Source organism: Bacillus sp. FSL R5-0560 (assembly GCF_037966305.1).
GTDB lineage: Bacteria > Bacillota > Bacilli > Bacillales > Bacillaceae > Bacillus > Bacillus mojavensis.
The window spans coordinates 2,292,832-2,312,452 of record NZ_CP150195.1; the positions used below are offsets into that span (position 1 = coordinate 2,292,832).

Annotated in this window: 26 protein-coding genes; 6 read left to right on the forward strand and 20 right to left on the reverse strand. The window is 43.7% G+C overall.

Annotation, left to right across the window (positions count from 1 at the left end; translation table 11 throughout):
• Window positions 1–3: 3 nt before the first annotated feature.
• A complete protein-coding gene (locus tag NST56_RS11990; RefSeq protein ID WP_168748063.1) occupies window positions 4–606 on the reverse strand; it encodes an alpha/beta hydrolase in 603 nt (200 codons plus the stop codon).
• Window positions 607–618: 12 nt separating this feature from the next.
• Window positions 619–1,530: a ring-cleaving dioxygenase gene (locus NST56_RS11995; protein ID WP_339176868.1), complete on the reverse strand. Its 912-nt coding sequence runs from the start codon at window positions 1,528–1,530 to the stop codon at window positions 619–621.
• Window positions 1,531–1,714: 184 nt separating this feature from the next.
• Here NST56_RS11995 and NST56_RS12000 point away from each other — a divergent pair, with 184 nt between their 5' ends.
• Both NST56_RS12000 and NST56_RS12005 read left to right on the forward strand, forming a co-directional pair.
• A complete protein-coding gene (locus NST56_RS12000; RefSeq protein WP_168748065.1) occupies window positions 1,715–1,915 on the forward strand; it encodes a DUF3311 domain-containing protein in 201 nt (66 codons plus the stop codon).
• Window positions 1,915–3,405 (forward strand): sodium:solute symporter, encoded by a 1,491-nt coding sequence (locus NST56_RS12005; protein WP_010334606.1) that lies wholly within the window; start codon window positions 1,915–1,917, stop codon window positions 3,403–3,405. Before NST56_RS12000 ends, NST56_RS12005 begins: the two co-directional genes overlap by 1 nt.
• A gap of 33 nt (window positions 3,406–3,438) precedes the next feature.
• Here NST56_RS12005 and NST56_RS12010 read toward each other — a convergent pair whose 3' ends face one another.
• Window positions 3,439–4,839 carry a S41 family peptidase gene (locus NST56_RS12010; protein ID WP_029441322.1) on the reverse strand — a complete coding sequence of 467 codons (1,401 nt, stop codon included), beginning with the start codon at window positions 4,837–4,839 and terminating at the stop codon, window positions 3,439–3,441.
• 153 nt (window positions 4,840–4,992) lie between these two features.
• Between NST56_RS12010 and NST56_RS12015 the strand changes: the two genes are divergently transcribed.
• Together NST56_RS12015 and NST56_RS12020 are read left to right on the forward strand one after the other, a co-directional pair.
• Window positions 4,993–5,694: a class I SAM-dependent methyltransferase gene (locus tag NST56_RS12015; protein ID WP_168748066.1), complete on the forward strand. Its 702-nt coding sequence runs from the start codon at window positions 4,993–4,995 to the stop codon at window positions 5,692–5,694.
• 86 nt (window positions 5,695–5,780) lie between these two features.
• Complete coding sequence (locus NST56_RS12020) at window positions 5,781–6,041, forward strand: hypothetical protein (RefSeq protein ID WP_229147209.1); 261 nt, start codon at window positions 5,781–5,783, stop codon at window positions 6,039–6,041.
• A 41-nt stretch (window positions 6,042–6,082) separates the two neighbouring features.
• Here NST56_RS12020 and NST56_RS12025 read toward each other — a convergent pair whose 3' ends face one another.
• Both NST56_RS12025 and deoD read right to left on the reverse strand, forming a co-directional pair.
• Entirely contained in the window at window positions 6,083–6,904 is an 822-nt protein-coding gene (locus tag NST56_RS12025; protein ID WP_010334609.1) for a D-alanyl-D-alanine carboxypeptidase family protein, read from the reverse strand.
• Between the two features lie 83 nt (window positions 6,905–6,987).
• Complete coding sequence (gene deoD / locus NST56_RS12030; protein ID WP_339176871.1) at window positions 6,988–7,689, reverse strand: purine-nucleoside phosphorylase; 702 nt, start codon at window positions 7,687–7,689, stop codon at window positions 6,988–6,990.
• Between the two features lie 202 nt (window positions 7,690–7,891).
• On the opposite strand from deoD, the gene NST56_RS12035 reads away from it, so the two are divergent.
• Entirely contained in the window at window positions 7,892–8,017 is a 126-nt protein-coding gene (locus tag NST56_RS12035) for a hypothetical protein (protein ID WP_003241588.1), read from the forward strand.
• A gap of 37 nt (window positions 8,018–8,054) precedes the next feature.
• Here NST56_RS12035 and yodL read toward each other — a convergent pair whose 3' ends face one another.
• The 3 genes from yodL to NST56_RS12050 form a co-directional block, all read right to left on the reverse strand.
• On the reverse strand, window positions 8,055–8,369 hold the full coding sequence (gene yodL, locus NST56_RS12040; RefSeq protein WP_010334611.1) for a shape determination protein YodL: 315 nt from the start codon (window positions 8,367–8,369) through the stop codon (window positions 8,055–8,057).
• A 59-nt stretch (window positions 8,370–8,428) separates the two neighbouring features.
• On the reverse strand, window positions 8,429–9,040 hold the full coding sequence (locus NST56_RS12045) for a phosphatase PAP2 family protein (RefSeq protein WP_339176874.1): 612 nt from the start codon (window positions 9,038–9,040) through the stop codon (window positions 8,429–8,431).
• A gap of 76 nt (window positions 9,041–9,116) precedes the next feature.
• Window positions 9,117–9,293: a YozD family protein gene (locus NST56_RS12050; RefSeq protein WP_010334612.1), complete on the reverse strand. Its 177-nt coding sequence runs from the start codon at window positions 9,291–9,293 to the stop codon at window positions 9,117–9,119.
• Between the two features lie 120 nt (window positions 9,294–9,413).
• Between NST56_RS12050 and NST56_RS12055 the strand changes: the two genes are divergently transcribed.
• Window positions 9,414–9,557, forward strand: coding sequence for a hypothetical protein (locus NST56_RS12055; protein WP_010334613.1), 144 nt, complete (start codon window positions 9,414–9,416; stop codon window positions 9,555–9,557).
• On the opposite strand, the gene NST56_RS12060 is transcribed toward NST56_RS12055, so the two are convergent.
• The 12 genes from NST56_RS12060 to NST56_RS12115 form a co-directional block, all read right to left on the reverse strand.
• Window positions 9,554–10,234, reverse strand: coding sequence for a hypothetical protein (locus tag NST56_RS12060; protein ID WP_010334614.1), 681 nt, complete (start codon window positions 10,232–10,234; stop codon window positions 9,554–9,556). The genes NST56_RS12055 and NST56_RS12060 overlap by 4 nt on opposite strands.
• A gap of 141 nt (window positions 10,235–10,375) precedes the next feature.
• On the reverse strand, window positions 10,376–10,597 hold the full coding sequence (locus tag NST56_RS12065; RefSeq protein WP_168748069.1) for a YozE family protein: 222 nt from the start codon (window positions 10,595–10,597) through the stop codon (window positions 10,376–10,378).
• An 86-nt stretch (window positions 10,598–10,683) separates the two neighbouring features.
• Window positions 10,684–10,962, reverse strand: a complete 279-nt coding sequence (locus tag NST56_RS12070; protein ID WP_268448818.1) for a YokU family protein — start codon at window positions 10,960–10,962, stop codon at window positions 10,684–10,686.
• Entirely contained in the window at window positions 10,959–12,374 is a 1,416-nt protein-coding gene (gene ablA / locus NST56_RS12075) for a lysine 2,3-aminomutase (RefSeq protein ID WP_010334618.1), read from the reverse strand. The genes NST56_RS12070 and ablA overlap by 4 nt, the downstream gene beginning before the upstream one ends.
• 32 nt (window positions 12,375–12,406) lie before the next feature.
• Complete coding sequence (gene ablB / locus NST56_RS12080; RefSeq protein WP_268505074.1) at window positions 12,407–13,234, reverse strand: putative beta-lysine N-acetyltransferase; 828 nt, start codon at window positions 13,232–13,234, stop codon at window positions 12,407–12,409.
• Window positions 13,212–14,522 (reverse strand): peptidase, encoded by a 1,311-nt coding sequence (locus NST56_RS12085; RefSeq protein ID WP_339176879.1) that lies wholly within the window; start codon window positions 14,520–14,522, stop codon window positions 13,212–13,214. The genes ablB and NST56_RS12085 overlap by 23 nt, the downstream gene beginning before the upstream one ends.
• Before the next feature lie 9 nt (window positions 14,523–14,531).
• A complete protein-coding gene (locus NST56_RS12090) occupies window positions 14,532–15,185 on the reverse strand; it encodes a 3-oxoacid CoA-transferase subunit B (protein WP_168748074.1) in 654 nt (217 codons plus the stop codon).
• Entirely contained in the window at window positions 15,170–15,859 is a 690-nt protein-coding gene (locus tag NST56_RS12095; RefSeq protein WP_339176881.1) for a CoA transferase subunit A, read from the reverse strand. The genes NST56_RS12090 and NST56_RS12095 overlap by 16 nt, the downstream gene beginning before the upstream one ends.
• 18 nt (window positions 15,860–15,877) lie before the next feature.
• A complete protein-coding gene (locus NST56_RS12100; RefSeq protein ID WP_339176883.1) occupies window positions 15,878–17,200 on the reverse strand; it encodes an aspartate aminotransferase family protein in 1,323 nt (440 codons plus the stop codon).
• A gap of 133 nt (window positions 17,201–17,333) precedes the next feature.
• Window positions 17,334–17,450, reverse strand: coding sequence for a YjcZ family sporulation protein (locus NST56_RS12105; RefSeq protein WP_010334627.1), 117 nt, complete (start codon window positions 17,448–17,450; stop codon window positions 17,334–17,336).
• Window positions 17,451–17,529: 79 nt separating this feature from the next.
• Window positions 17,530–18,309, reverse strand: coding sequence for a GNAT family N-acetyltransferase (locus NST56_RS12110; protein WP_339176884.1), 780 nt, complete (start codon window positions 18,307–18,309; stop codon window positions 17,530–17,532).
• A 28-nt stretch (window positions 18,310–18,337) separates the two neighbouring features.
• The gene (locus NST56_RS12115; RefSeq protein ID WP_339182198.1) at window positions 18,338–19,618 is read right to left on the reverse strand and encodes a glycosyltransferase family 2 protein; all 1,281 of its coding nucleotides are present in this window, start codon (window positions 19,616–19,618) and stop codon (window positions 18,338–18,340) included.
• Between the last annotated feature and the right edge of the window lie 3 nt (window positions 19,619–19,621).

The following is a 19,621-nucleotide window of genomic DNA, read 5'->3' on the forward strand; positions in this document are numbered from 1 at the left end:
TTTTTATTGAAACGTATCTTTGTACCATTGGCGAGCCTGTTCAGCTTCATGCTGTGTGAGCTGATGGCCCCCATCCTGCCAAAAAACTGAAGCAGATGCCCCGCTGTCAAGCAAACAGCGGTGAAGCTCTTCCGATTCTTCCTTTGTGCAGAGCGGATCATATTTCCCGGCCCCAATGAAAACAGGAAGCCCTGTCATATCGGGAAGCTCAAGCCCCCGGATCGGCACCATAGGATGATGCAGAATAGCCCCCTTTAAAACATCCGCATAGTGAAAAAGCAGGCTTGCCGCGATATTTGCACCGTTTGAGTAGCCGACTGCAATCACTCGGCTCCGGTCAAATTGATGCGTTTGTGCCGCCTCGTCGATAAAATCTTTTAATTCTTTTGTCCGCTCAACGAGATCCTTTTCATCAAATACACCTTCGCTGAGGCGTTTGAAAAAGCGCGGCATTCCATTTTCGAGCGCTGATCCCCTGACACCGAGCAAATGAGCATCCGGATCTATAAAACGTCCCAATGAAAGGAGATCATGCTCATTTCCTCCGGTTCCATGTAACAGCAGTAAGACGTTGTCAGATGTTCCTTTTTCAAAAATATGCTTCATCATGTTCCCCTCCTACAATTCAGGCAAAAGATCTGTAATTTGTTTGCGGTGTTGCTCCAGCCATTCGGGCAGCTTTAATGATGTCCCCAGCTCATCAAACGTTTCATCTGTCATAAAGCCTGGTTCATCTGTGGCGATCTCAAATAAGATGCCTCCTTTTTCCCTGAAATAAATTGATGTGAAATACTCCCTGTCAAGAATTTCTGATGAAGGGAGATGTTTTTCAGCAATCACCGGCTGCCAATTGGCCTGCTCCTCACTCGTTGTCCGAAACGCTATATGATGAACTGTTCCATAACCGCCGACGCCTCTTTTTTCCGGCTGCAAATGAACGTCGATCACGTTTCCGACAGCCGCTGCGGATTTGAGTCTAACGATCTGATCTTCTTCCGCCACTTTGCTGTATCCGAAGCTTTCCACTAACAATTGAATCGTCGCTTGCGGATCATAGGAGTACAGCAGCACGCCTTTCATCCCGGTGATGGCTTCATGTTCTGAAATGCCGTCAGGTGTCCACTCGCTTTTTTCGCTATCGCCGTCTTCCATGATCGCTAACGGAAGGTCTTCCGTATCATCAAAGATAAGCGCCTGTTCCCCGCATAGCATTTTCTCCTCTGCATTCAGCCCATTATTTTGAAGGCGTTCCTTCCAGAAAGCCAGAGAGCCTTTAGGGACTGAAAAGTAAATCCGGCCGGCTTGGCCTTTCCCTACCGTCCCCTGCCCGCTTCCTTGAAACGGGAAAAAGGTAATAATGGTCCCTGGATCTCCATTTTGATTCCCAAAGTAAAAATGATATGTTCCCGGGTCATCGAAATTCACTGTTTTTTTGACAAGCCGAAGCCCGAGCACTTCTGTATAAAATCGCAAATTTTCTTGCGGATCTCTTGCAAATGCTGTGACATGGTGCAATCCTTCTGTTTTCATCTCTTCACTCCTTAATTATCTTGATTTCGAGATATTTATTATTTTAAACCTATATTGTGCAGGATGCAAACCATGTGATTTAATTAAATAATTGAAAAAATCATTTTTTTCTAATAATTATCTTGTGATCTTATCTTACAACTGCTATTATAGTGAGCATTATCATGTTTCAGGAGGAAAGTAAATGGTTAAAAAAGCACTTATTGTTATACTCATCATTTTACCATTCGTTCAGCTTGCGCTTTTGCCGCTTGTGAATCGAATTGACCCGATTATTTTCGGCCTTCCTTTTTTCCACTTTTGGCTGCTGCTGTGGATTATTATTACGCCGGTATGTTCATTTGGCATTTACCTGGTGCAAAGAAAAGATGGAGGAATTGAATAATGCAAGGAAATCTCACTGCACTTATGATTACGGCTATTATCGTATTAACTGTTGTCTGTATCGGATTTCTCGCCGGGAGAGACAAATCATCGCGAACCTCGGTGGAAGAATGGTCTGTCGGCGGCAGACGTTTTGGCGGCCTTCTCGTTTGGTTTTTAGTAGGCGCAGACCTTTACACGGCATATACTTTCTTAGGCCTGACCAGTACGGCTTACACAGGCGGTAGTGTTGCGTTTTTTGCCATTCCTTACTCTGTATTGGCTTATTTTATCGCCTATTTCTTCCTGCCGAAGCTTTGGAATGTTGCGAAAATTCACAAATTAACAACTCTCGCAGATTATGCGCGGGAACGTTTTGACAGTAAGCTGTTGGCAAGTCTCGTTGCAATTGTCGGGGTCCTGATGCTTATCCCGTATATCTGTCTTCAGCTTAGCGGAATTCAAGATACGCTTCAGGTTGCGGGCACCGGCTATATCAACGTAAAGTTCGTTGTCATTATCTCATTCATCCTTGTTGCTCTTTACACGTTTTTCAGCGGGATTAAAGGGCCAACTTTTACAGCCATTATTAAAGATATTTTAGTATGGGTGATTATGCTGTTTATGGTCGTTTCACTCCCGCTTATTCATTTCAACGGCTGGACGCCGATGATTGATACATTGGTGAAGGAAGCGCCGCAAATGCTGACGATACCGACAGAAGGCCCAAAAGGCATCCCTTGGTTTATTACAGCATCTATTGTATCCGCCTTGGCACTTTTTATGTGGGCGCATGCCGCTACAGGTGTATTTACGGCGAAAAGTGCCGATGCAGTTAGAAAAAACAGCATGTTTTTGCCGCTTTATAACATCGTTTTAATCTTAGTTATTTTCCTTGGTTTTATCGCTTTTCTTGTGCTGCCGGAAGATACAAATCCAAGACTGGCGCTGCTGCATCTAATTCAGGCGTCTTACGGCGGCGTGGCACAAGGTTTTGCCTATGCCACTATCGCCCTTGCCTCATTGATCCCTTGTTCGATCATGGCTATCGGAGCGTCGAATTTATTTGCCAATAACTTATACCGTGACTTGATCCATCCAAATGTGTCACAAAGCAAGCTGACCCTTATTACACGTTCCATGGTGTTTGTTGTGATCGGTCTTGCTCTTCTATTTGGAATGCTGTTCCCAACTGCCTTAGTGACACTTCAGCTTTTAGGCGTTTCCGGCATGGTGCAGATCTTCCCGGCGATTGCCGTCAGCTTATTCTGGAAGAACCAAACGAGAGAGGCGACAATAATCGGATTATTAGCCGGCCTTGCGGTTACGTTTATTGTGTATATCACGCAATCTGCACACGGTATTTATGAAGGTTTCTGGGGATTGTCCGCCAATATCATCGCTGTAGTCATTCTCAATCCGCTGTTTGTAAAAAGAGCAGGTTCAAATCCAGTCAAGGAAGGTTTATTTGCTAAAAAAACTGAACCGAATTCGAACCAGAAGGGTGCTTAAAAAAAACCATACGCGGTAACCGCGTATGGTTTTTTACATTTCTTTTTTCAGCGTTTCAATTGCTTTTTTCATTTGCGTATCATTATTTGACAGCTTTTGTTGAAGTTCTGTCATTAGTTTTGTTGTAGTATCGCCAGTCAGCACGCCTGTTTCTTTCAGATTCTCTTTTTTCTGGAACTGTTTGATGACTGATACAAAATCTTGATCATACGCACTGTTTACCTTTACCTGATAGCCAAGTGCTTTCAGCATTTGCTGAGCGACTTTGACTTCCGTGCCTGTATTGCCCGATTTGTACGTTTTATCAGCGTCCAAATATGGGAGCTTCGCGTAATCAGGAAGCTCTGCTTTCACTTGCGGTTTGATGCCTTTTTTATGGATCCATTCACCGTCAGCAGTCAGCCATTTGGCCATTGTCAGTTTGACGGTTGAACCATCCTCATACTCTTTTGCGGTTTGCACTGTGCCTTTTCCGAATGTGGTTTCTCCAATTAACGGAATGCCTGATGATTCATGAAGAGCAGCGGCCATGATTTCTGCAGCGCTCGCTGTTCCGTCATTTACTAAAACGACAGTCGGCTTGGTGACTTTTCGTTCTTTTTCTGCTTTCATGACTTCTTTTGAGCCGTTTTTGTACTCAACCTGCATAATATTTTTCCCTTTATCAATAAACAGATTGCTCATTGTAATCGCCTGGTCCATTAATCCGCCCGGGTTGCCCCTCAAGTCTAAAATATAGCCTTTGGCACCTTTTTTCTCTAAACTGTCAATGGCATTTGTCAGCTCTTTAGCAGTTGTTTCAGAGAAAGAAGTGATTTGGATCTCACCGATGCTGTTGTCTTTCATCTCAGAATAGACGGTCTCAACAGGAATCGTATCGCGCTGAATGGAAAGATCAATCTCTCCCACTCCCGCTCTGTTCAGGTCAAGTTTCACTTTTGTGCCCTTTTTGCCGCGGATTAAAGCGACAGCTTCATTTACATTCATGCCTTTTACGCTTTTACCGTTTACTTTCAGGATTTGATCCTTCGGTTTGACTCCGGCTTTTTCAGCAGGTGATCCTTTGATTGGCGCAACAATAAGGATTTCACCGTCTTTTTCCTCTACTTGCGCTCCTATTCCTTCAAAGGATGCAGAAATGCTTTCTTCGAATGATTTTCCTTCCTCTTGATCCATATATGTAGAGTAAGGATCGTCCAGAGACTCAATCATTCCTTTAATTGCTCCATCTACTAATTTGTCATCATTTGTTTTCTTGTAATAATCACTTTTGATTTGCTCATACGCTTTATTTAATTTATCGAACTTACTGTCTCCTGTGCTTGTTGATTTCTGGCCCAGAATGCTTGAATTGCCCGTAATAAATAAAGTCAGCGCCGAAGCGACAACCGCAGTGATCAGCACAACAAAAAACAGTTTCAATTGCCGTTTCAATTAAACACCACCTTTTTCTTCTTACATTATTATCATGGACGATTTCCTATTCGTCAACTCGGAGCAGAAAATATAGAGATAGTGCCCTTCTTTAGCGTTTCATAAACCTATGCCTTTTCACGACATATAATAACGAAAAAGGAGGATACCATTTTGAGCCGATATTTAGAAATGCTGTCCTTATTCGGTGTCTCTGGTGCACATCCAGGCGGGCTTGCTTTTTCAAAAGCCCTATTGCAAAAAGCCGCGCCTCCGCCTGACCAGCCGATTCTTGATGCCGGATGCGGAACGGGGCAAACTGCGGCTTATTTAGGACATTTGCTTTATCCTGTCACAGTCGTTGATAGAGACCCTGTCATGCTTGAGAAGGCCAAAAAAAGATTTGCAAATGAAGGGCTGGCCATCCCTGCATATCTTGGAGAGCTGGAACGTCTTCCGTTTTCTTCAGCATCCTTTTCCTGCGTCCTGTCCGAATCTGTCCTCAGTTTTTCCCATGTGACATCCTCCCTTCAAGAAATTAATAGAGTATTGAAGCCGGGCGGAATGCTGATCGGTATTGAAGCGGCGCTCAAAAAACCGATGCCTCCGCGCGAAAAGAAGCAAATGATGGACTTTTACGGTTTTACAAAGCTTTATGACGAATTGGAGTGGATGGAATCGATTCGTGCCCATGGATTTCAGAAAACAGAAACGATCACCCTTTTGCCGGAAGATATGGAATTTGAACCGACTACAGAAATGGATGTATCGCATGCAATTGATCCTATCTACTACGATACGCTTCAGTCCCACTATGACCTCATGCAGGCATACAGCGAGTATATGGGTCATTGTATCTTTATCGCATACAAGTAAAACGGCGCATCCCCCCCTCTTTTCGTCCAACCTTTTTTGTCTATCTTTCATAAGCTGATAGAAAGACGGATTAGGAGGGAATTGTATTGGAAAAATACTATCATCTTTGCCGCCAGCACCAAGGAAAAGTTGCTAGAATTACAGAAAGAAACGGCAGAGTCCACGTGGGCAGAATTACACGGGTCACCAACAGTAAAGTTTTTATTGCTCCAGTTACTTCAGGTGGCCCCAGAGGCGGATTTGGCTATGGATATTGGGGCGGCTACGGATATGGATATGGAGCCGCGTACGGTATTGGCCTTGGGCTGATTGCAGGTGTGGCGCTCGCCGGTTTATTCTTTTTTTAATGGAAAAACCCGCTTATCCAATGATAAGCGGGTTTTTTATTTTATATCTTCTTCACTTTTTCAAAGTATTCTTCTAATGTTAAGTCATGATCGTGGATGACCTTTGCAGCCTTTTTGCCTACATAACGCAAGTGCCATGGTTCGTATTCGTACTTTGTGATGTCTTCTTTGTTTTTAGGGTAGCGAATGATAAAACCGTATTTATATGCATTGTTCTGCACCCATTTTCCGTCTTCGGTGCTGCCGAACGCTTCATTTAGCTCAAAACCATTGCTTCGGCTGGAAATATCCATTGCAAGCCCTGTTTGATGCTCGCTTTCACCAGGATATGCGACTGCTTCTCTTGCTTTCTTTTCCCCTTTTAGGCTAACTTCATTTTTAAAGATAGCCTGCTGTCTGTCATACGAGCGGTATCCTGACACGGCTGCCAGCTCATAGCCATCCTTTTTCGCGGCGTCAAACATCGTTTTTAATGCGTCTGCTGCTTCTTTTCTGATGTATCGCTTTTGAATTTTTTCTTCAAAAGAAAACTCGACATCAGGGATAACTAGATCGCTAGGTTCATAGTCTCCTGGCAGTGCGTATTGCTTATTGACAAGGGCGAGGATATTTTTTGGATTTTGAATGGTTTCCAAACCGTCCACTTTTTTAATGTTATTGAAAAACTTGCTTTCCAATAAGAACTCACTGTCCTGCGTATTTGTTTTTTTGCTGTCAGCTGTTTTTTCTTCTGTCTGTTTTGATTCTGCGGTGGTTTTCGTATCCTTTTCAGCATCTCCGTTTGACATGCTGCAGCCGGCTCCAACAATTGCCGTCACACTCAAAGCGGCAGCCAGTGAAAACCATTTACCGGGCTTTTTCATCATCACATTACCTTCCTTTTATCAATCGTTTCCGTATCCATAAAGAAGAGGCTGCCGGCACCCAGCACGCCTCTTGATTTATTTTATTGTGATACAGAATGTAAAGCTACTTCTATCATATCATGAAAAGTGGTTTGACGCTCTTCCGCCGTTGTTTCTTCTCCTGTTAATACGTGATCGCTCACCGTCAGGATCGACAGCGCTTTTCTTCCATGCTTCGCTGCCAATGTATATAGAGCGGTTGTTTCCATCTCTACGCCGAGCACACCGTAGTTGGCAAGCTTTTCAATTTGAGAATCGTCATTGTAGAACTGGTCAGCAGTAAATATACTGCCTACCGTCACCGGTACGCCTTTATCCTTAGCTGCGTCATAGGCATTTTTCAAAAGCTCGAAATCTGCGTTAGGCGCGAAATCGATACTTCCAAAAGCGACTCTGTTCATTTGTGAATCAGTGGAAGAAGTCATAGCCAAAATGACGTCGCGCACTTTGACATCTTTACGGATGGCGCCGCAAGAGCCTACTCTTATTAAATTTTGCACATCATAGCTTTGGATTAATTCATTGACGTAAATTGAAATGGACGGAACACCCATGCCCGTGCCCTGCACAGAGATTTTTTTGCCTTTATATGTACCTGTAAATCCATACATGCCTCTGACTTCATTATAGCATTCCACATTTTCAAGATACGTTTCAGCGATAAATTTTGCTCTGAGAGGGTCTCCCGGCAAAAGCACCGTATCTGCAATTTGTCCTTTTTCCGCACCGATATGTACACTCATCTCATATCCTCCTATAAACCAAAATTAACAAGCAGTCCGTTCATTTTACAACGGATGTCATGATGAGACAAACTTCAGCATTGATTATAAAGGAATGTTCCGAAAAAAGAAAACGATCCGGGGTATTTTTAGGCGCCTTAGAGAAAATCGGGATAATTGCGCTGCTGATATGAGAACCTAACGGCAAAAGGAGGGATGAAACATGGGTAAAAAACAGCGCAACCGAATTACCGGACAAAAAAAGAACAACCACATACCTGCTAAAGACGTTATCGCGGCTGAAGAGGCGCACGAAAAAGAGTATTCCGCGGCCAAACGAAAACCTTAAAAAACAGAAAACTGCGGATGTCCGCAGTTTTCTTTCGTTATGTTGTTTGCACAATCAGACGATTGATTTTCCTCCATCCGGCGGGAAGCAGTTTATAATATGTTTTCCCTTTTCTGCCTTCATCAATCAAAATCACATCCCCTGTGGCCATAAATCTCGCATCATAATCACTTGGAACCGTATCGAATACATTAAACAGAGAGAATGCTCTTTTTAGCACGTCTTGATGATTGCTCCCGTTCAGTTCAGTTCGATAGACGGCTCTGTAGCCTTTTTTTTCACCAAACCGGGGTGTTTGAAATATTGTCACATCGTAAGAACAAGACTTCTTTTTAAACACGGATAACATCATCAAGATCCCTCCCTTTTATTTCTATAACATATTGGCGTTTCGCCCTCTTTTTCCTCTCTCTACTTTTGTCGAAACGAATGAAACTTTTCGTCAAAACCTTTCATGAGGAAAAACAGCAGCAGGCCGAGACTGAAGCCTCCTAAAACGTCAGTTAAAAAATGCACGCCGAGGTAGACTCTGCTGGCACCGACCAAAATAACCACAGTACCGGCGATTATGTATACCGCTTTTTTATGCTTTGACACAAACGGGAGGTGTTTCACTAAAAAGTAGGCGATTACAGGATAAACACAAGCAGCGTTCATGGAGTGGCCGCTCGGAAAGCTGAAGGACGACTCATGAACGAGAGGTTCAAAATCGGGCCTTGCCCGTTCGATCCACTCTTTTAATATTTTGTTTAATAGACGATCAGCACCGAATATGAAAAGCATCAAAAGACCGGCCCAGGTTCTTTTGTAAAAAAACAGCCCTGCCCCAATGACTACGATAAGAGGCAGTAAAAAGGAAGTAGCCCCAAGATGAGTCATCCAAATCATCACATCATTCAGCCAAGGCTGACGGATAGCTGCGGCTGCCTTACTGATCATTTCATCTGCTGATTGAACAGCATTTGTATGAATAACCGCGGCTAAAAAAAGAAAGAGAAGAAACAGACTGACTGGCTTGTACAAGATTTTCCCTCCTTTAGTTCTTAACATTCCTATCAGCCGAATAAAAAACCGGAGCTGGCCGCTCCGGTTTCAAGCCTTAACAATCTTCATCCAGCTCTTCATCTATCATACATTTTTCTATCAGATAATCAAAGGTAATATCGGCGATTTCAAACAGCTCATCTTCACTCGGTATGTAGCCCCGTCTTGCAAGCTCTCTGTAAAAAAATTCAGCGATTTCTTCCGTGTCAATCACAAGATCTATTTCTTTCATAACCGTACCGCCTCCTTTTTTATGTTTTATGAAAAAACGGGATGAATTATACCCGGTGTTCTAAACAATTCTTTTATTCATATACATTGAATAAAAAAACAAGCCATAGGAGGCTGACTTATGATCGCTAAAATGATGGAAGCACTGGACGGAGAAAGATTCGATATGGTGATGGAAAAAACGCTCAGAGGTATGACGCATGTCATGATGTGGGGCTGTCTGCCTTATTTTTTATATGTCATCATCCGCTTGTTCACAAACTAACTGAAATGTTCTTTTAAGCTTTCCAGCACAAACATCATCATATCTTTATATTCTTCATCTTTAAACATTTCGTACAGAATTTTGTAGTCGTTGTAAATATCCAAAAGCTCATCAACAATTGATACAGCCAGGATGCGCAGGGTATCTTGATCTTCATCTTCGCCTTCAAACTGAAGAAGAGCAGACGGTACAATATCTTCACCGATCTCATGGGCAGTTTCTCCGACATAGTGGACAAACAAAAGCTGATGCACAAACTGGTCCATTTCATACTTTCTGAGAACCAGCGTGAGATCCTCTTCCTCCGTTTCAAGCCACTCTCCATCCTTTAAACGAGTTAGCTCATAAATAATATCTTCCCAGCCATCTTCCAAATACCTCCAAATTTCGGTTCTGTGGCCGATAATGCGAAAGAGTTCTTTTCCATAATCTTTTACATAAACGACATCTCCAATGAGGAATTCATATTCAATATCAAGTTTTTCCATATCGACAATGACGCCTTCATAATCTTTATATAATTGAATGGATGATTCAAAATATAAGACTTCATTGTGGTTTACTTCATAAAGGTAGTGCTTATCGATTTGGTGTACTTTTGTGATTGTGCCGACTGTCCCATACATAATGACGACTACGATATCCCCTACTTGGAATTTCGGTTTATTTTGCTTCATGGTGTCTCCCCCTCGCCGCAACATTTCTGATACGCTATCGTATGCTGGGTTTCACCAATTCGCATGGGCATGAAAACCATAGGAAATATCCAATTATGGTATATGTATGTGCAGAAAAAAATCCGCAGTGGCTCTGCGGATTCAAACGTGCACCTCGGCCTCGTATTTTTCCCAAGCTTCATCAAACGTCGCCATCGTGTCCAGATAATCAACATTCAGCTCCAAATAGGAACTGATTTCGTGATAATCGGTTGATGTTTTTGGGAAGCTGTGATCCTCATACGCCTGATTGGCAAACTCGCTGATGCTGTCCTGCGGCTTGGGATGTCTGTATTTCAATAAATAGTGATAAAAGGATTTCATGGGTTTCCCCTCCTGGTGTCTGTCTTTTGTTGTTCTATTATACAGTGCAAGTGTGAAATTACAACAAAAGAATAACGAAACATCATTCAGGAGAAATCAAAATAGTTGCGTTTTAATATCCTTTCGGTTTCCATGAGCTGTTGATACGTCAGACTTTCAGGGAGTTTTTTTGTGTTGATTAAAAACAGCTGATCCTCAATATCCTTTATCGTCGAATCCTCTTGGTAGGCCATTCCGCAGGAAGAACAAATCATCGCGGGGGTGTTTGTCAGCTCTATGGCTCTCGTGCCGTCAGGAAGCTCCCAATAAACTGTATTCGTGCCAGGCAGCGCCTCAGGCTCGCCGCACCATTCGCATGACTTCATGAAGAATCTCCTCCGCTTTCTACCTCTTTTTCTTTTTTCTGCTGGGCTAAAAATTTCTTTTTCTTTAACTGGTCTCTTTTCTCCCGCCGGTCCTTTAATGTTTCATGCCCCGGATTCGCTGTATATGCTTCTCTCCTTTTGATTCTGACCACGTTATCCGGTGTAAAAGAAATCTCTTTGTCAGCAAAAATGGCACTCAGTCCAATTGGTTCTTTTTTGTCAGCGGTTTCAGGAAAAACAGACTCAAAATAGGCGTCAGCCTGGTTAGGGATATAATTTTCAGGTTCCGGATAAGAGGTAATGACTCCTTCAAAATTTCTCAAGATGATTTTGTCAGGGCTTTGCGACAAAACATAGTTTGGCTGCAGGGCGATCTTCCCCCCGCCGCCTGGTGCGTCAACGACAAAGGTAGGAACCGCGTAACCTGAAGTATGGCCTCGCAGCCCTTCAATAATCTCCAGCCCTTTTGAAACTGGAGCTCTGAAATGTCCGATGCCTTCTGACAGATCACATTGATATATATAATAGGGACGGACTCTGATTTTCACCAAGTCATGCATAAGCTTTTTCATAATGGTTACCGAATCATTAATGCCTGCTAACACGACGGCCTGATTTCCGACCGGCACCCCTGCGTTCACCAGCTTTTCGCAAGCCTCAACGGATTCCTCCGTCATTTCGATGCTTGTGTTGAAATGGGTGTTCAGCCAGACCGGATGATATTTCTTTAAGATATCGCACAGTTGATCGGTGATTCGCTGAGGAAAAACGACAGGCGCTCTTGTACCGATTCTGATAATTTCCAGATGCGGAATACTGCGCAGCTCTTTTAAAATGTATTCTAAAATTTGATCATTGATCAGCAACCCGTCCCCGCCTGAAATCAGGCAGTCCCGGATCTCAGGTGTCTCCCGAATGTAGGCGATCGCGGCATCAAGCTGCTTTTTAGGGACACCCATTCCGATTTGACCGGAAAAACGCCTCCTTGTGCAGTAGCGGCAATACATAGAGCATTGGTTCGTGACAAGGAACAGGACTCGGTCGGGATAACGGTGTGTCAGGCCGGGTACCGGAGAGTCTTCATCCTCATGAAGCGGGTCTTCCTGGTCGTATTTTGTTTTGTGCATCTCTTCAGAGAGCGGCACAGACTGCATTCGTATCGGGCATCTCGGGTTGTCGGGATCCATTAAGGAAGCATAGTAGGGTGTGATATTCAAGGGAATCGTTTTGGTAGAAATTCTGACGCCTTCTTCTTCTTCTTCGGTCAGGTTAATCACTTTTTTCAAGTCTTCTAAGGTTCTTACAGTATGGGTCAGCTGCCACAGCCAATCATTCCATTTTTCTTCCGGAACATCCTTCCATAGCTCTATCTCCTTCCAATGCCGTTTCGGTTTATACCATTTGTTTGTCAAATGAAATTCCTCCTCGTACATTTCTTTTTGACTTACAGGCGTTTGCACCAGATATTCATATTTTCGAGCCCTTCTCCTATATAACAATTATTGATCAGCCTTCCGCCATACTGATACCCGGAATGATACAGGACAGCATTCATTCCGAAAGATGCAGCGCGGGCGAGTGAAAATACTTGAAAGATATCTTGCTTTATCATTTCTTTTTCTAATACATCTATTAAAATACTAGTCAGCGAACGGCCCCGATAATCCGGAAGCACGGCGCAGTCTGTCATTTCGGCATGACCCAGCTCAGGATTGATATCTGCGCTTGCCGCGCCGATCAGACGGTCATCTTCAAGCATGACATAATAAAGCGTATGCTCATTCATTGTCTTTTCAATATAGGCGGGATCAAACACAGGAGCCGGATACGTGCGGAATACTTTTTTATACAGCATAGATAACTGATACATATCGTTTGTTTCTGCTTTTCTCATTGTAAAAGGAGACTTGATTTCGATTTGTGGCTGAGGCTTTGTTTTATATAATAGCTCTATCATTTCCTGTTCGGCTAAATAGGTATCTGTTTGTCTTCGTTTTTCTGTGAGATAACGGACCATGACGGAAGCGCGATGGCCGAGATAGTAGCCTTCGAGAAAGCCCTCTGGCGTAAACAATTGTTTAGCCAGCTCCGCCTCGTCATGCTGCTTGGTGTACACGATGATTTTTTCGGCACCCTCCTCTTCGGCCGCTGTCATAATATCAGTCAAGGCTTCTTGAATAAAGCCTTCATAACGAATGACTCTAATTCGTTTATTAAAGCGGTCATTGTCTATGACAGCCGTGACACCGCTATTCTTTACCGTTTTGATCATCAGCATCCTCCCCGTCTGTATGAAGCCCGCACCAATCCATCACAAAAAGAGCTATAATTTTAGCTGATTCTAACATGGCTTCAACCTCGATATACTCGTTTGCCTGATGTGCCGTTTTCGTCTCTCCCGGTCCAAAAACGATAACAGGAGTATCTCCCGCATGATACAAAAGGCCGCCGTCTGTTCCCCAAGGCGACGCTTCGATGATCGGCTCTGTTTGTTTCATTTTTTGATAGGCTGATTGCAAGACTGATAGTAAAGGATGGTCATCAGGCAAATCATTCGGCAGCCATTGAGCCCCGAACCATTCCACTTGAATTGGATGACGTTTAAACCATTCATCATGGTATTGTAAATCTTTCAGCCAGTTTTCCAATTCAATTTTTACGGCTTCAGGCTTTTCATGAGGAGCAATTCCGCATCTTCCTTCTATGACGACGCGGTCTGCTACCGAGGACGGCCATGTTCCGCCTGAGATGGTGCCAATATTGATTGGAACCGGGATTGGAATATGATCATACAGCGGGTCAGAGATTTTTGCGTTCCGGACTTTTTCAAGCTCTTGAATGGCTGTAATGACATGCATGCTTTTTTCAATGGCACTGACACCTTCATAGCGTGTGCCTCCGTGTGCCGCTAATCCTTTAACCGTGATCCGAAACCACATCGAGCCCTGCTGTTTAATAAAAAGCTTCATATTGGTCGGTTCCGGAATTAACGCCCCATCCGCACGATAGCCTCTCATAATGGCAGAAAGTGTTCCGGCGCCGCCGCACTCTTCATCTATAACACTCTGAAACAATACATCGCCTTTCAGTTTGACATCGCAGGCGTGCAGAGCTTCTAATGCAAATAGAAGGGCTGTATTGCCTCCCTTCATATCAGTGGAGCCGCGGCCGTAAATTTTACCATTTACTTCAGCAGCTTGAAACGGTTCATACTTCCACTCCTTCAAATTTCCTTCTGGCACAACATCGATATGCCCGTTTAATATCAGAGATCGTCCCCCGCCCTCTCCCGTTTTTTTAGCAACAATGTTCGGGCTCTCATGAAAGTCCGTCCGGTCTGATATAAAATAGGGATGCTGTTTTAATTGCTTTAGGCTCGGCTCCCACACATCAATGTCCATATGAAATTGCCGGAGCTTTTCAAGGACCACTGCCTGTGCGTTAAATTCCTTGCCGAGTGTGCTTTTTTCTCCAACCAGCCTTTTCAAAAGACGAATGGCTTTGGCTGAATTCTGATCTAGCCATTCAATTACTTTTCTTTCAATGTCCTGCATCATCACTCCCCCTTATTAAGAAAAAGGCATATCCACTATTATTTCAGCGTCGGTCAACCCGATCACCTCGTCAATTGTTGAGCCATTCATCAGTTCTTTTAAAACAAAATGATCCCGGCCAACTGTAAGAACTGCTTTTTCAGTAATGATCATATCTACACAGCCTGCTGCTGTTAACGGAAGGGTGCAGGCTTCTGTTAATTTGGGCCTCCCTTTTTGGTCAGTATGGCTCATGACGACAACCACTTTTTTCGCTTTCTGGGCGAGCTCCATCGCACCGCCCATGCCCGGCACCTTTTTTCCGGGTACAAGCCAATTCGCAAGGTCTCCCGACTGGCTTACCTGCAGGGCGCCTAAAATCGTAATGTCAATCATGCCTCTTCTGATCATGGCAAAGGACATTGTTGTATCAAAGTAAGATGCTCCCTTTACAGCACGGACAGGGAATCCCGCAGCGTTGCATAAATTTTCATCCTCATTCCCTTTTTCGGGACTTTCTCCAATTCCGAGTACACCGTTTTCCGCCTGCAGCATAACCTGCATATCAGTCGGCAAAAAGTTCGGCACCAAGGAAGGGATGCCGATACCAAGATTCACGATCATGCCCGGCTTGATTTCAGAAGCAGCCCGTCTGGCGATCTGCTCTCTTTCTGTTACTCCCAAGCCCATTTCCACCTCACCCCTTCACTTCTCACAACCCCCTCAACAAAAACCCCGGGCGTTACAATCATTTCTTCTGCCATATTTCCCATCGGCACAATCGTTTCAGCCTCGGCAAAAGTTCTTTTGGCGGCCATTGCCATAAGCGGATTCATGTTGCGCGCTGTTTTGTCATACGTTAAGTTGCCGAATTCATCTGCAATGCAGGCATTGATGAAGGCAAAATCAGCCGTCAGCGCTTCTTCAACCAAGTATTGCTTCCCCGCTACAGACACAATCTCTTTTTTCTCATAAACCATTTGATTATCAATGCCGATATCGGTCAAAATGCCGCCAAGACCGGATCCACCGGCGCGAATCCGTTCTGCGAGCGTGCCCTGAGGCGAAAATCGAACCTCTAATGTGCCGTCTGTCATCTGTTTTCCGGCTACAGGATTTGAACCGATATGCGATGCAATCAGCGTCTTGACTCTCTTATTGAGAATAAGCGGTCCAATCCCAATTCCCGGGAATCCGGCATCATTGCAAATGACAGTTAATTCTTTTACACCGCTGTCCAATATCGCTTCAATCAAAGAAGGCGGAGAACCGACTCCACCGAAGCCGCCAAACATAAGGACCGACCCATCACACACATCTGCAATTGCCGATTCAATGCTGATTGTTTTTTGAAATGGTGACATATTGATTTCAATCCCTTTTCAGTTTTTTTCAACTTCTGCAACTGTTTCCGAAAAAGTTGATATAAGCTCTTCCATCTCTTCGTCTGATATTGTGAATGGAGGAGCGATGATTACGGCATCTCCTTCCCCGCTGTCGATTCCAGCCTTGGCAGGATAGATAATGAGCCCGCGTTTTTTTGCTTCGCTGATGATACGCTGGGTCATCGACCGTTCTTGCGGAAACACTCGCTTTGTCTTTTTATCAGCCACAAATTCAACGCCTAAAAGCAGTCCTTTGCCGCGTACATCCCCAATGATGCCGCTCCGATGCATCACCTCTTCAAGTTTCTTTTTCAGCTTGAAGCCCTTTTCTTCAGACTGTTTGATCAAGCCGTGTCTGATAACATAACGCAAAACCTCAAGAGCGGCTTTGGCTGAATAGGGATGAGCACTGTAGGTGTGACCGCTCATAATAACACCCGATCCTTGTTTTATCGTTCGGAGGATCGTATCAGACACAACTGCAGCTGCAATAGGCGCGTACCCGGCACCGAGTCCCTTTCCAAGCACAGCGATATCAGGAACGGTATGCCAATGCTCTGTCGCAAGCATCCTTCCAGTTCTCCCGAGTCCTGTCATCACTTCATCCGCAATAAACAGCACACCGTGTGAGCGGCACACCTCTTTCAATCTCTCATAATATCCAGAAGGAGGAGTAATCGCTGCTCCCGCGGCTCCAATAATAGGTTCTGCCACAAAGCCCGCAATAAACTGACTTCCGATTCTTTTTATAGCGGTTTCCAGCTCCTCCGCGGCCGTTTGAACAAAATCTTTTTTTGCCTCTTGATTCAGCCGATATATATTCGGGGCTGAGAGAGCGGGATAACGCTCAAGCAAATGTGTGAACCGGTACCTTCGTTCATAAAATCCCGATAATGAAAGCGCTCCCAAAGTTATTCCGTGGTAACTGCTCCATCTTGAGAGAAAGATGGATTTCTGTGTCTGCTTTTTTTCCTGCCAATATTGAATGGCGATTTTCATTGCCGTTTCTATGGCTTCTGATCCGCTATTGACAAAAAAAGACCAATTCAATTCTCCCGGCAGCTGCTCGGACAGTAAAGCAGCTAATTGCTCGGCCGGCTCACTCGTAAACTGCGAGCGATAAGCAAAAGATACCTTATCAAGCTGTTCTTTCAGCTGCTCAGTTACTTCATCTACCCCGTGGCCGATATTGCATGTCACCGCACCAGATGAGCCGTCAAGATATTTTTTTCCGTTCTGATCATACATATATGTGCCCTTTGCATGACTGACAACCGGATATTCCGCACTAAGCTCTGGCTTAATTAAATAACTGCTCATGCTTCCACCTCAAAAACACCTTTTCTATATTGTATGAGTGTTTAAATAGCGGCATGACGTTCCCTATAAAACTTTTTCGCACAAAAAAAAGAGCCCTTCCGAATTCCGAAAGGCCCTTATGATATGTCATCTTCTAGCAAATAAAAGCGGCTCCGACAATAATTAATAAAATGAACAAGACAACAATCAATACAAATGTATTTGTCCCGCAGCCAAATCCTCCGTAACCGTACCCCTGATATCCATGCATATTGTTTTTCATCCTTTCTTATCACGATATACGGCATTGTATGCGGGCCAAGTCCCAAACGGTCTGTGCAAATGCCCATCTATGTAAGGAAATAATGAAAAACAGTGTGCACCCGCTCATATTTTTGAAACTTGAGCTTTTCATAAAAATGAGTGACGCCTTCAGAATTTGAGGCCACTAAATAAGCATCGTCCATTCCTAAAGATTTGGCAATGGACAGCATCTCACCCACAAGAATACTGCCGTAGCCCCTTCTTTGAAACTGATCCAAAATCGCCACCTCTTCAATTTTAGCCGTTTTCTCTTGCGAATCAATAAAAAGTTCCCCGCAGCCAATCGGAATGTTCTGTGATGAATCGCTGTAACAAACAACAAGCAATATCGTACCCGCTTTGTAAAAAGGATATTTTCTCACTAATTTTTGTTCTGCAATTGCCTCTCCTATATAAAGCGAGTCATAAATTTTCATGATAGAAGAACCGTCACTAAGACTCTTTGCCGTCCCCCATGCCGTGAAAGGATGTCCCGTCTTTCTCTTCCAGTCTCCAAGCTTCATGCTGTATAACAGCTCATCTTCAACCACAAAACCGTTTTTCACAAGCGACTGCTTCAAAACGAGCGGAAAAACATGCTGAGGAGACGCTTTTAAATGGATATAATTCGCATCAAGCAGCTTCGGTATGAACGGCAAAAAGTCCGGTATACGCTCCAATGGAAACGTATCATGAAGCTGTACAAAATTATGAGAAAAAATTTGCGGCAGATTGGGATCTTTATATACACTGTAATGATCAAACAACTTCGATTCAGACGTTAACGATAGATATTGATGCTCCGTTTTTGAAAAATATCCTGTCATGAATATCTCCTTTTTATGACCTATACATTTACTCGATTGCAATATTTAAATTCTTTATAATCTCATCGTACACCGGATAAAACGGCTTTCCAATTGGAAATTGTTGAATGTTCCGGAAAGAAGCGGGTATTGGTTTCTGCTGTAAAAAGAATTTCCTCACCACTTGCTCGCTGATTGGATGAAAAACACCATGTAGAAATAGAAACCGCTCTCGTTCTATAAAAAACAGCCTTCGTCCAGGCGGATTGGCGATCACCCCAGATCTCTCCCGCGTGATAGGCGGCCCTTCCGGCAGACTCTCGAGCACTTCTTTGTCAATCGTCAAAATATCTTTTCTTTTAAATTGATAAAATTGAAAAGCATGCTGACTTTCTATCCGTCTTTTTTTTCCGGCGTCAATGTAAAATACTGCAGGCCGGTCAGCTTCTTTTACCAAAACATAATTCGGAATGTTTAAACATTTTCCCATATGATATTGAAATAAATACGGATCTGGGATAATAACAGTCCGATCTAGATACACTGAACGCCATCTCTCTCCCACAGGATGCCGTACACCTTGATCAAGAAAATACACATGTTGATCAGATCCTTTTACAAACGTGCCGTCAATCAAATCGGCGGGCAGAAACTGATAAGCGTTTTGAAAGGAATTCGGGGTCTTATACGTTGTATCTAATACTTCATTTATCGGCAGGAACGGGACAAATGTGTTTACTCTTAGCCAAAAAATTGAGTCGCCGTGATTCCAATGCTTCATATCATCGTCCCAATAGCTGCCATATTTATCTTTGATTCGATCAAGCAGCAATCGGCGATGCATAACAGAGCAATGGTCGACTTGAAAAGCGGCCTGATCAAGCACCGTATTGGCATTTCTGTAAAAATGGGACATTTCCTCTCCTCTTTCGTTTACATGAACAACTTTTTGTTTGGAATAGACTGCCTGTGCTTCAGGATGACACAAAAATGTCTGCACCATACGGCTCAGCCGATTTGGATGATAAACGGTATCATCGGTGAGATAAGAAATATAGTCGCCGGTTGCATACGGTAGTGCGTCATTAATTAGTGTGGCATAACGGGTTGTTTTTAATCGATGTTGAGGATGGACGAAGCTGTTTTTATAGTGAATGCGGTGGTCATGAAGGTACTTGTGAATCACCGCAGTCGTTTCCTCATTTGAATGGTCATCCATGACAAAAAGCTCCCAATTGCTATGAGTTTGATTGATGACACTTTCAATCGCCTTTTGCAGATAATCAGGTTTGTTATAACTCGTTAAAATAATGGAAACTTTGTCCCCCATCTC

Coding starts and splice junctions, on each gene's coding strand:
- NST56_RS11990 (WP_168748063.1), bottom strand. CDS start 606: ATGAAGCATATTTTTGAAAAAGGAACATCTGACAACGTCTTACTGCTG.
- NST56_RS11995 (WP_339176868.1), bottom strand. CDS start 1,530: ATGAAAACAGAAGGATTGCACCATGTCACAGCATTTGCAAGAGATCCG.
- NST56_RS12000 (WP_168748065.1), top strand. CDS start 1,715: ATGGTTAAAAAAGCACTTATTGTTATACTCATCATTTTACCATTCGTT.
- NST56_RS12005 (WP_010334606.1), top strand. CDS start 1,915: ATGCAAGGAAATCTCACTGCACTTATGATTACGGCTATTATCGTATTA.
- NST56_RS12025 (WP_010334609.1), bottom strand. CDS start 6,904: ATGAAAAAGCCCGGTAAATGGTTTTCACTGGCTGCCGCTTTGAGTGTG.
- deoD (WP_339176871.1), bottom strand. CDS start 7,689: ATGAGTGTACATATCGGTGCGGAAAAAGGACAAATTGCAGATACGGTG.
- NST56_RS12035 (WP_003241588.1), top strand. CDS start 7,892: ATGGGTAAAAAACAGCGCAACCGAATTACCGGACAAAAAAAGAACAAC.
- yodL (WP_010334611.1), bottom strand. CDS start 8,369: ATGATGTTATCCGTGTTTAAAAAGAAGTCTTGTTCTTACGATGTGACA.
- NST56_RS12050 (WP_010334612.1), bottom strand. CDS start 9,293: ATGAAAGAAATAGATCTTGTGATTGACACGGAAGAAATCGCTGAATTT.
- NST56_RS12055 (WP_010334613.1), top strand. CDS start 9,414: ATGATCGCTAAAATGATGGAAGCACTGGACGGAGAAAGATTCGATATG.
- NST56_RS12060 (WP_010334614.1), bottom strand. CDS start 10,234: ATGAAGCAAAATAAACCGAAATTCCAAGTAGGGGATATCGTAGTCGTC.
- NST56_RS12065 (WP_168748069.1), bottom strand. CDS start 10,597: ATGAAATCCTTTTATCACTATTTATTGAAATACAGACATCCCAAGCCG.
- NST56_RS12070 (WP_268448818.1), bottom strand. CDS start 10,962: ATGAAGTCATGCGAATGGTGCGGCGAGCCTGAGGCGCTGCCTGGCACG.
- ablB (WP_268505074.1), bottom strand. CDS start 13,234: ATGATCAAAACGGTAAAGAATAGCGGTGTCACGGCTGTCATAGACAAT.
- NST56_RS12090 (WP_168748074.1), bottom strand. CDS start 15,185: ATGGGCTTGGGAGTAACAGAAAGAGAGCAGATCGCCAGACGGGCTGCT.
- NST56_RS12095 (WP_339176881.1), bottom strand. CDS start 15,859: ATGTCACCATTTCAAAAAACAATCAGCATTGAATCGGCAATTGCAGAT.
- NST56_RS12100 (WP_339176883.1), bottom strand. CDS start 17,200: ATGAGCAGTTATTTAATTAAGCCAGAGCTTAGTGCGGAATATCCGGTT.
- NST56_RS12105 (WP_010334627.1), bottom strand. CDS start 17,450: ATGCATGGATATCAGGGGTACGGTTACGGAGGATTTGGCTGCGGGACA.
- NST56_RS12110 (WP_339176884.1), bottom strand. CDS start 18,309: ATGACAGGATATTTTTCAAAAACGGAGCATCAATATCTATCGTTAACG.
- NST56_RS12115 (WP_339182198.1), bottom strand. CDS start 19,618: ATGGGGGACAAAGTTTCCATTATTTTAACGAGTTATAACAAACCTGAT.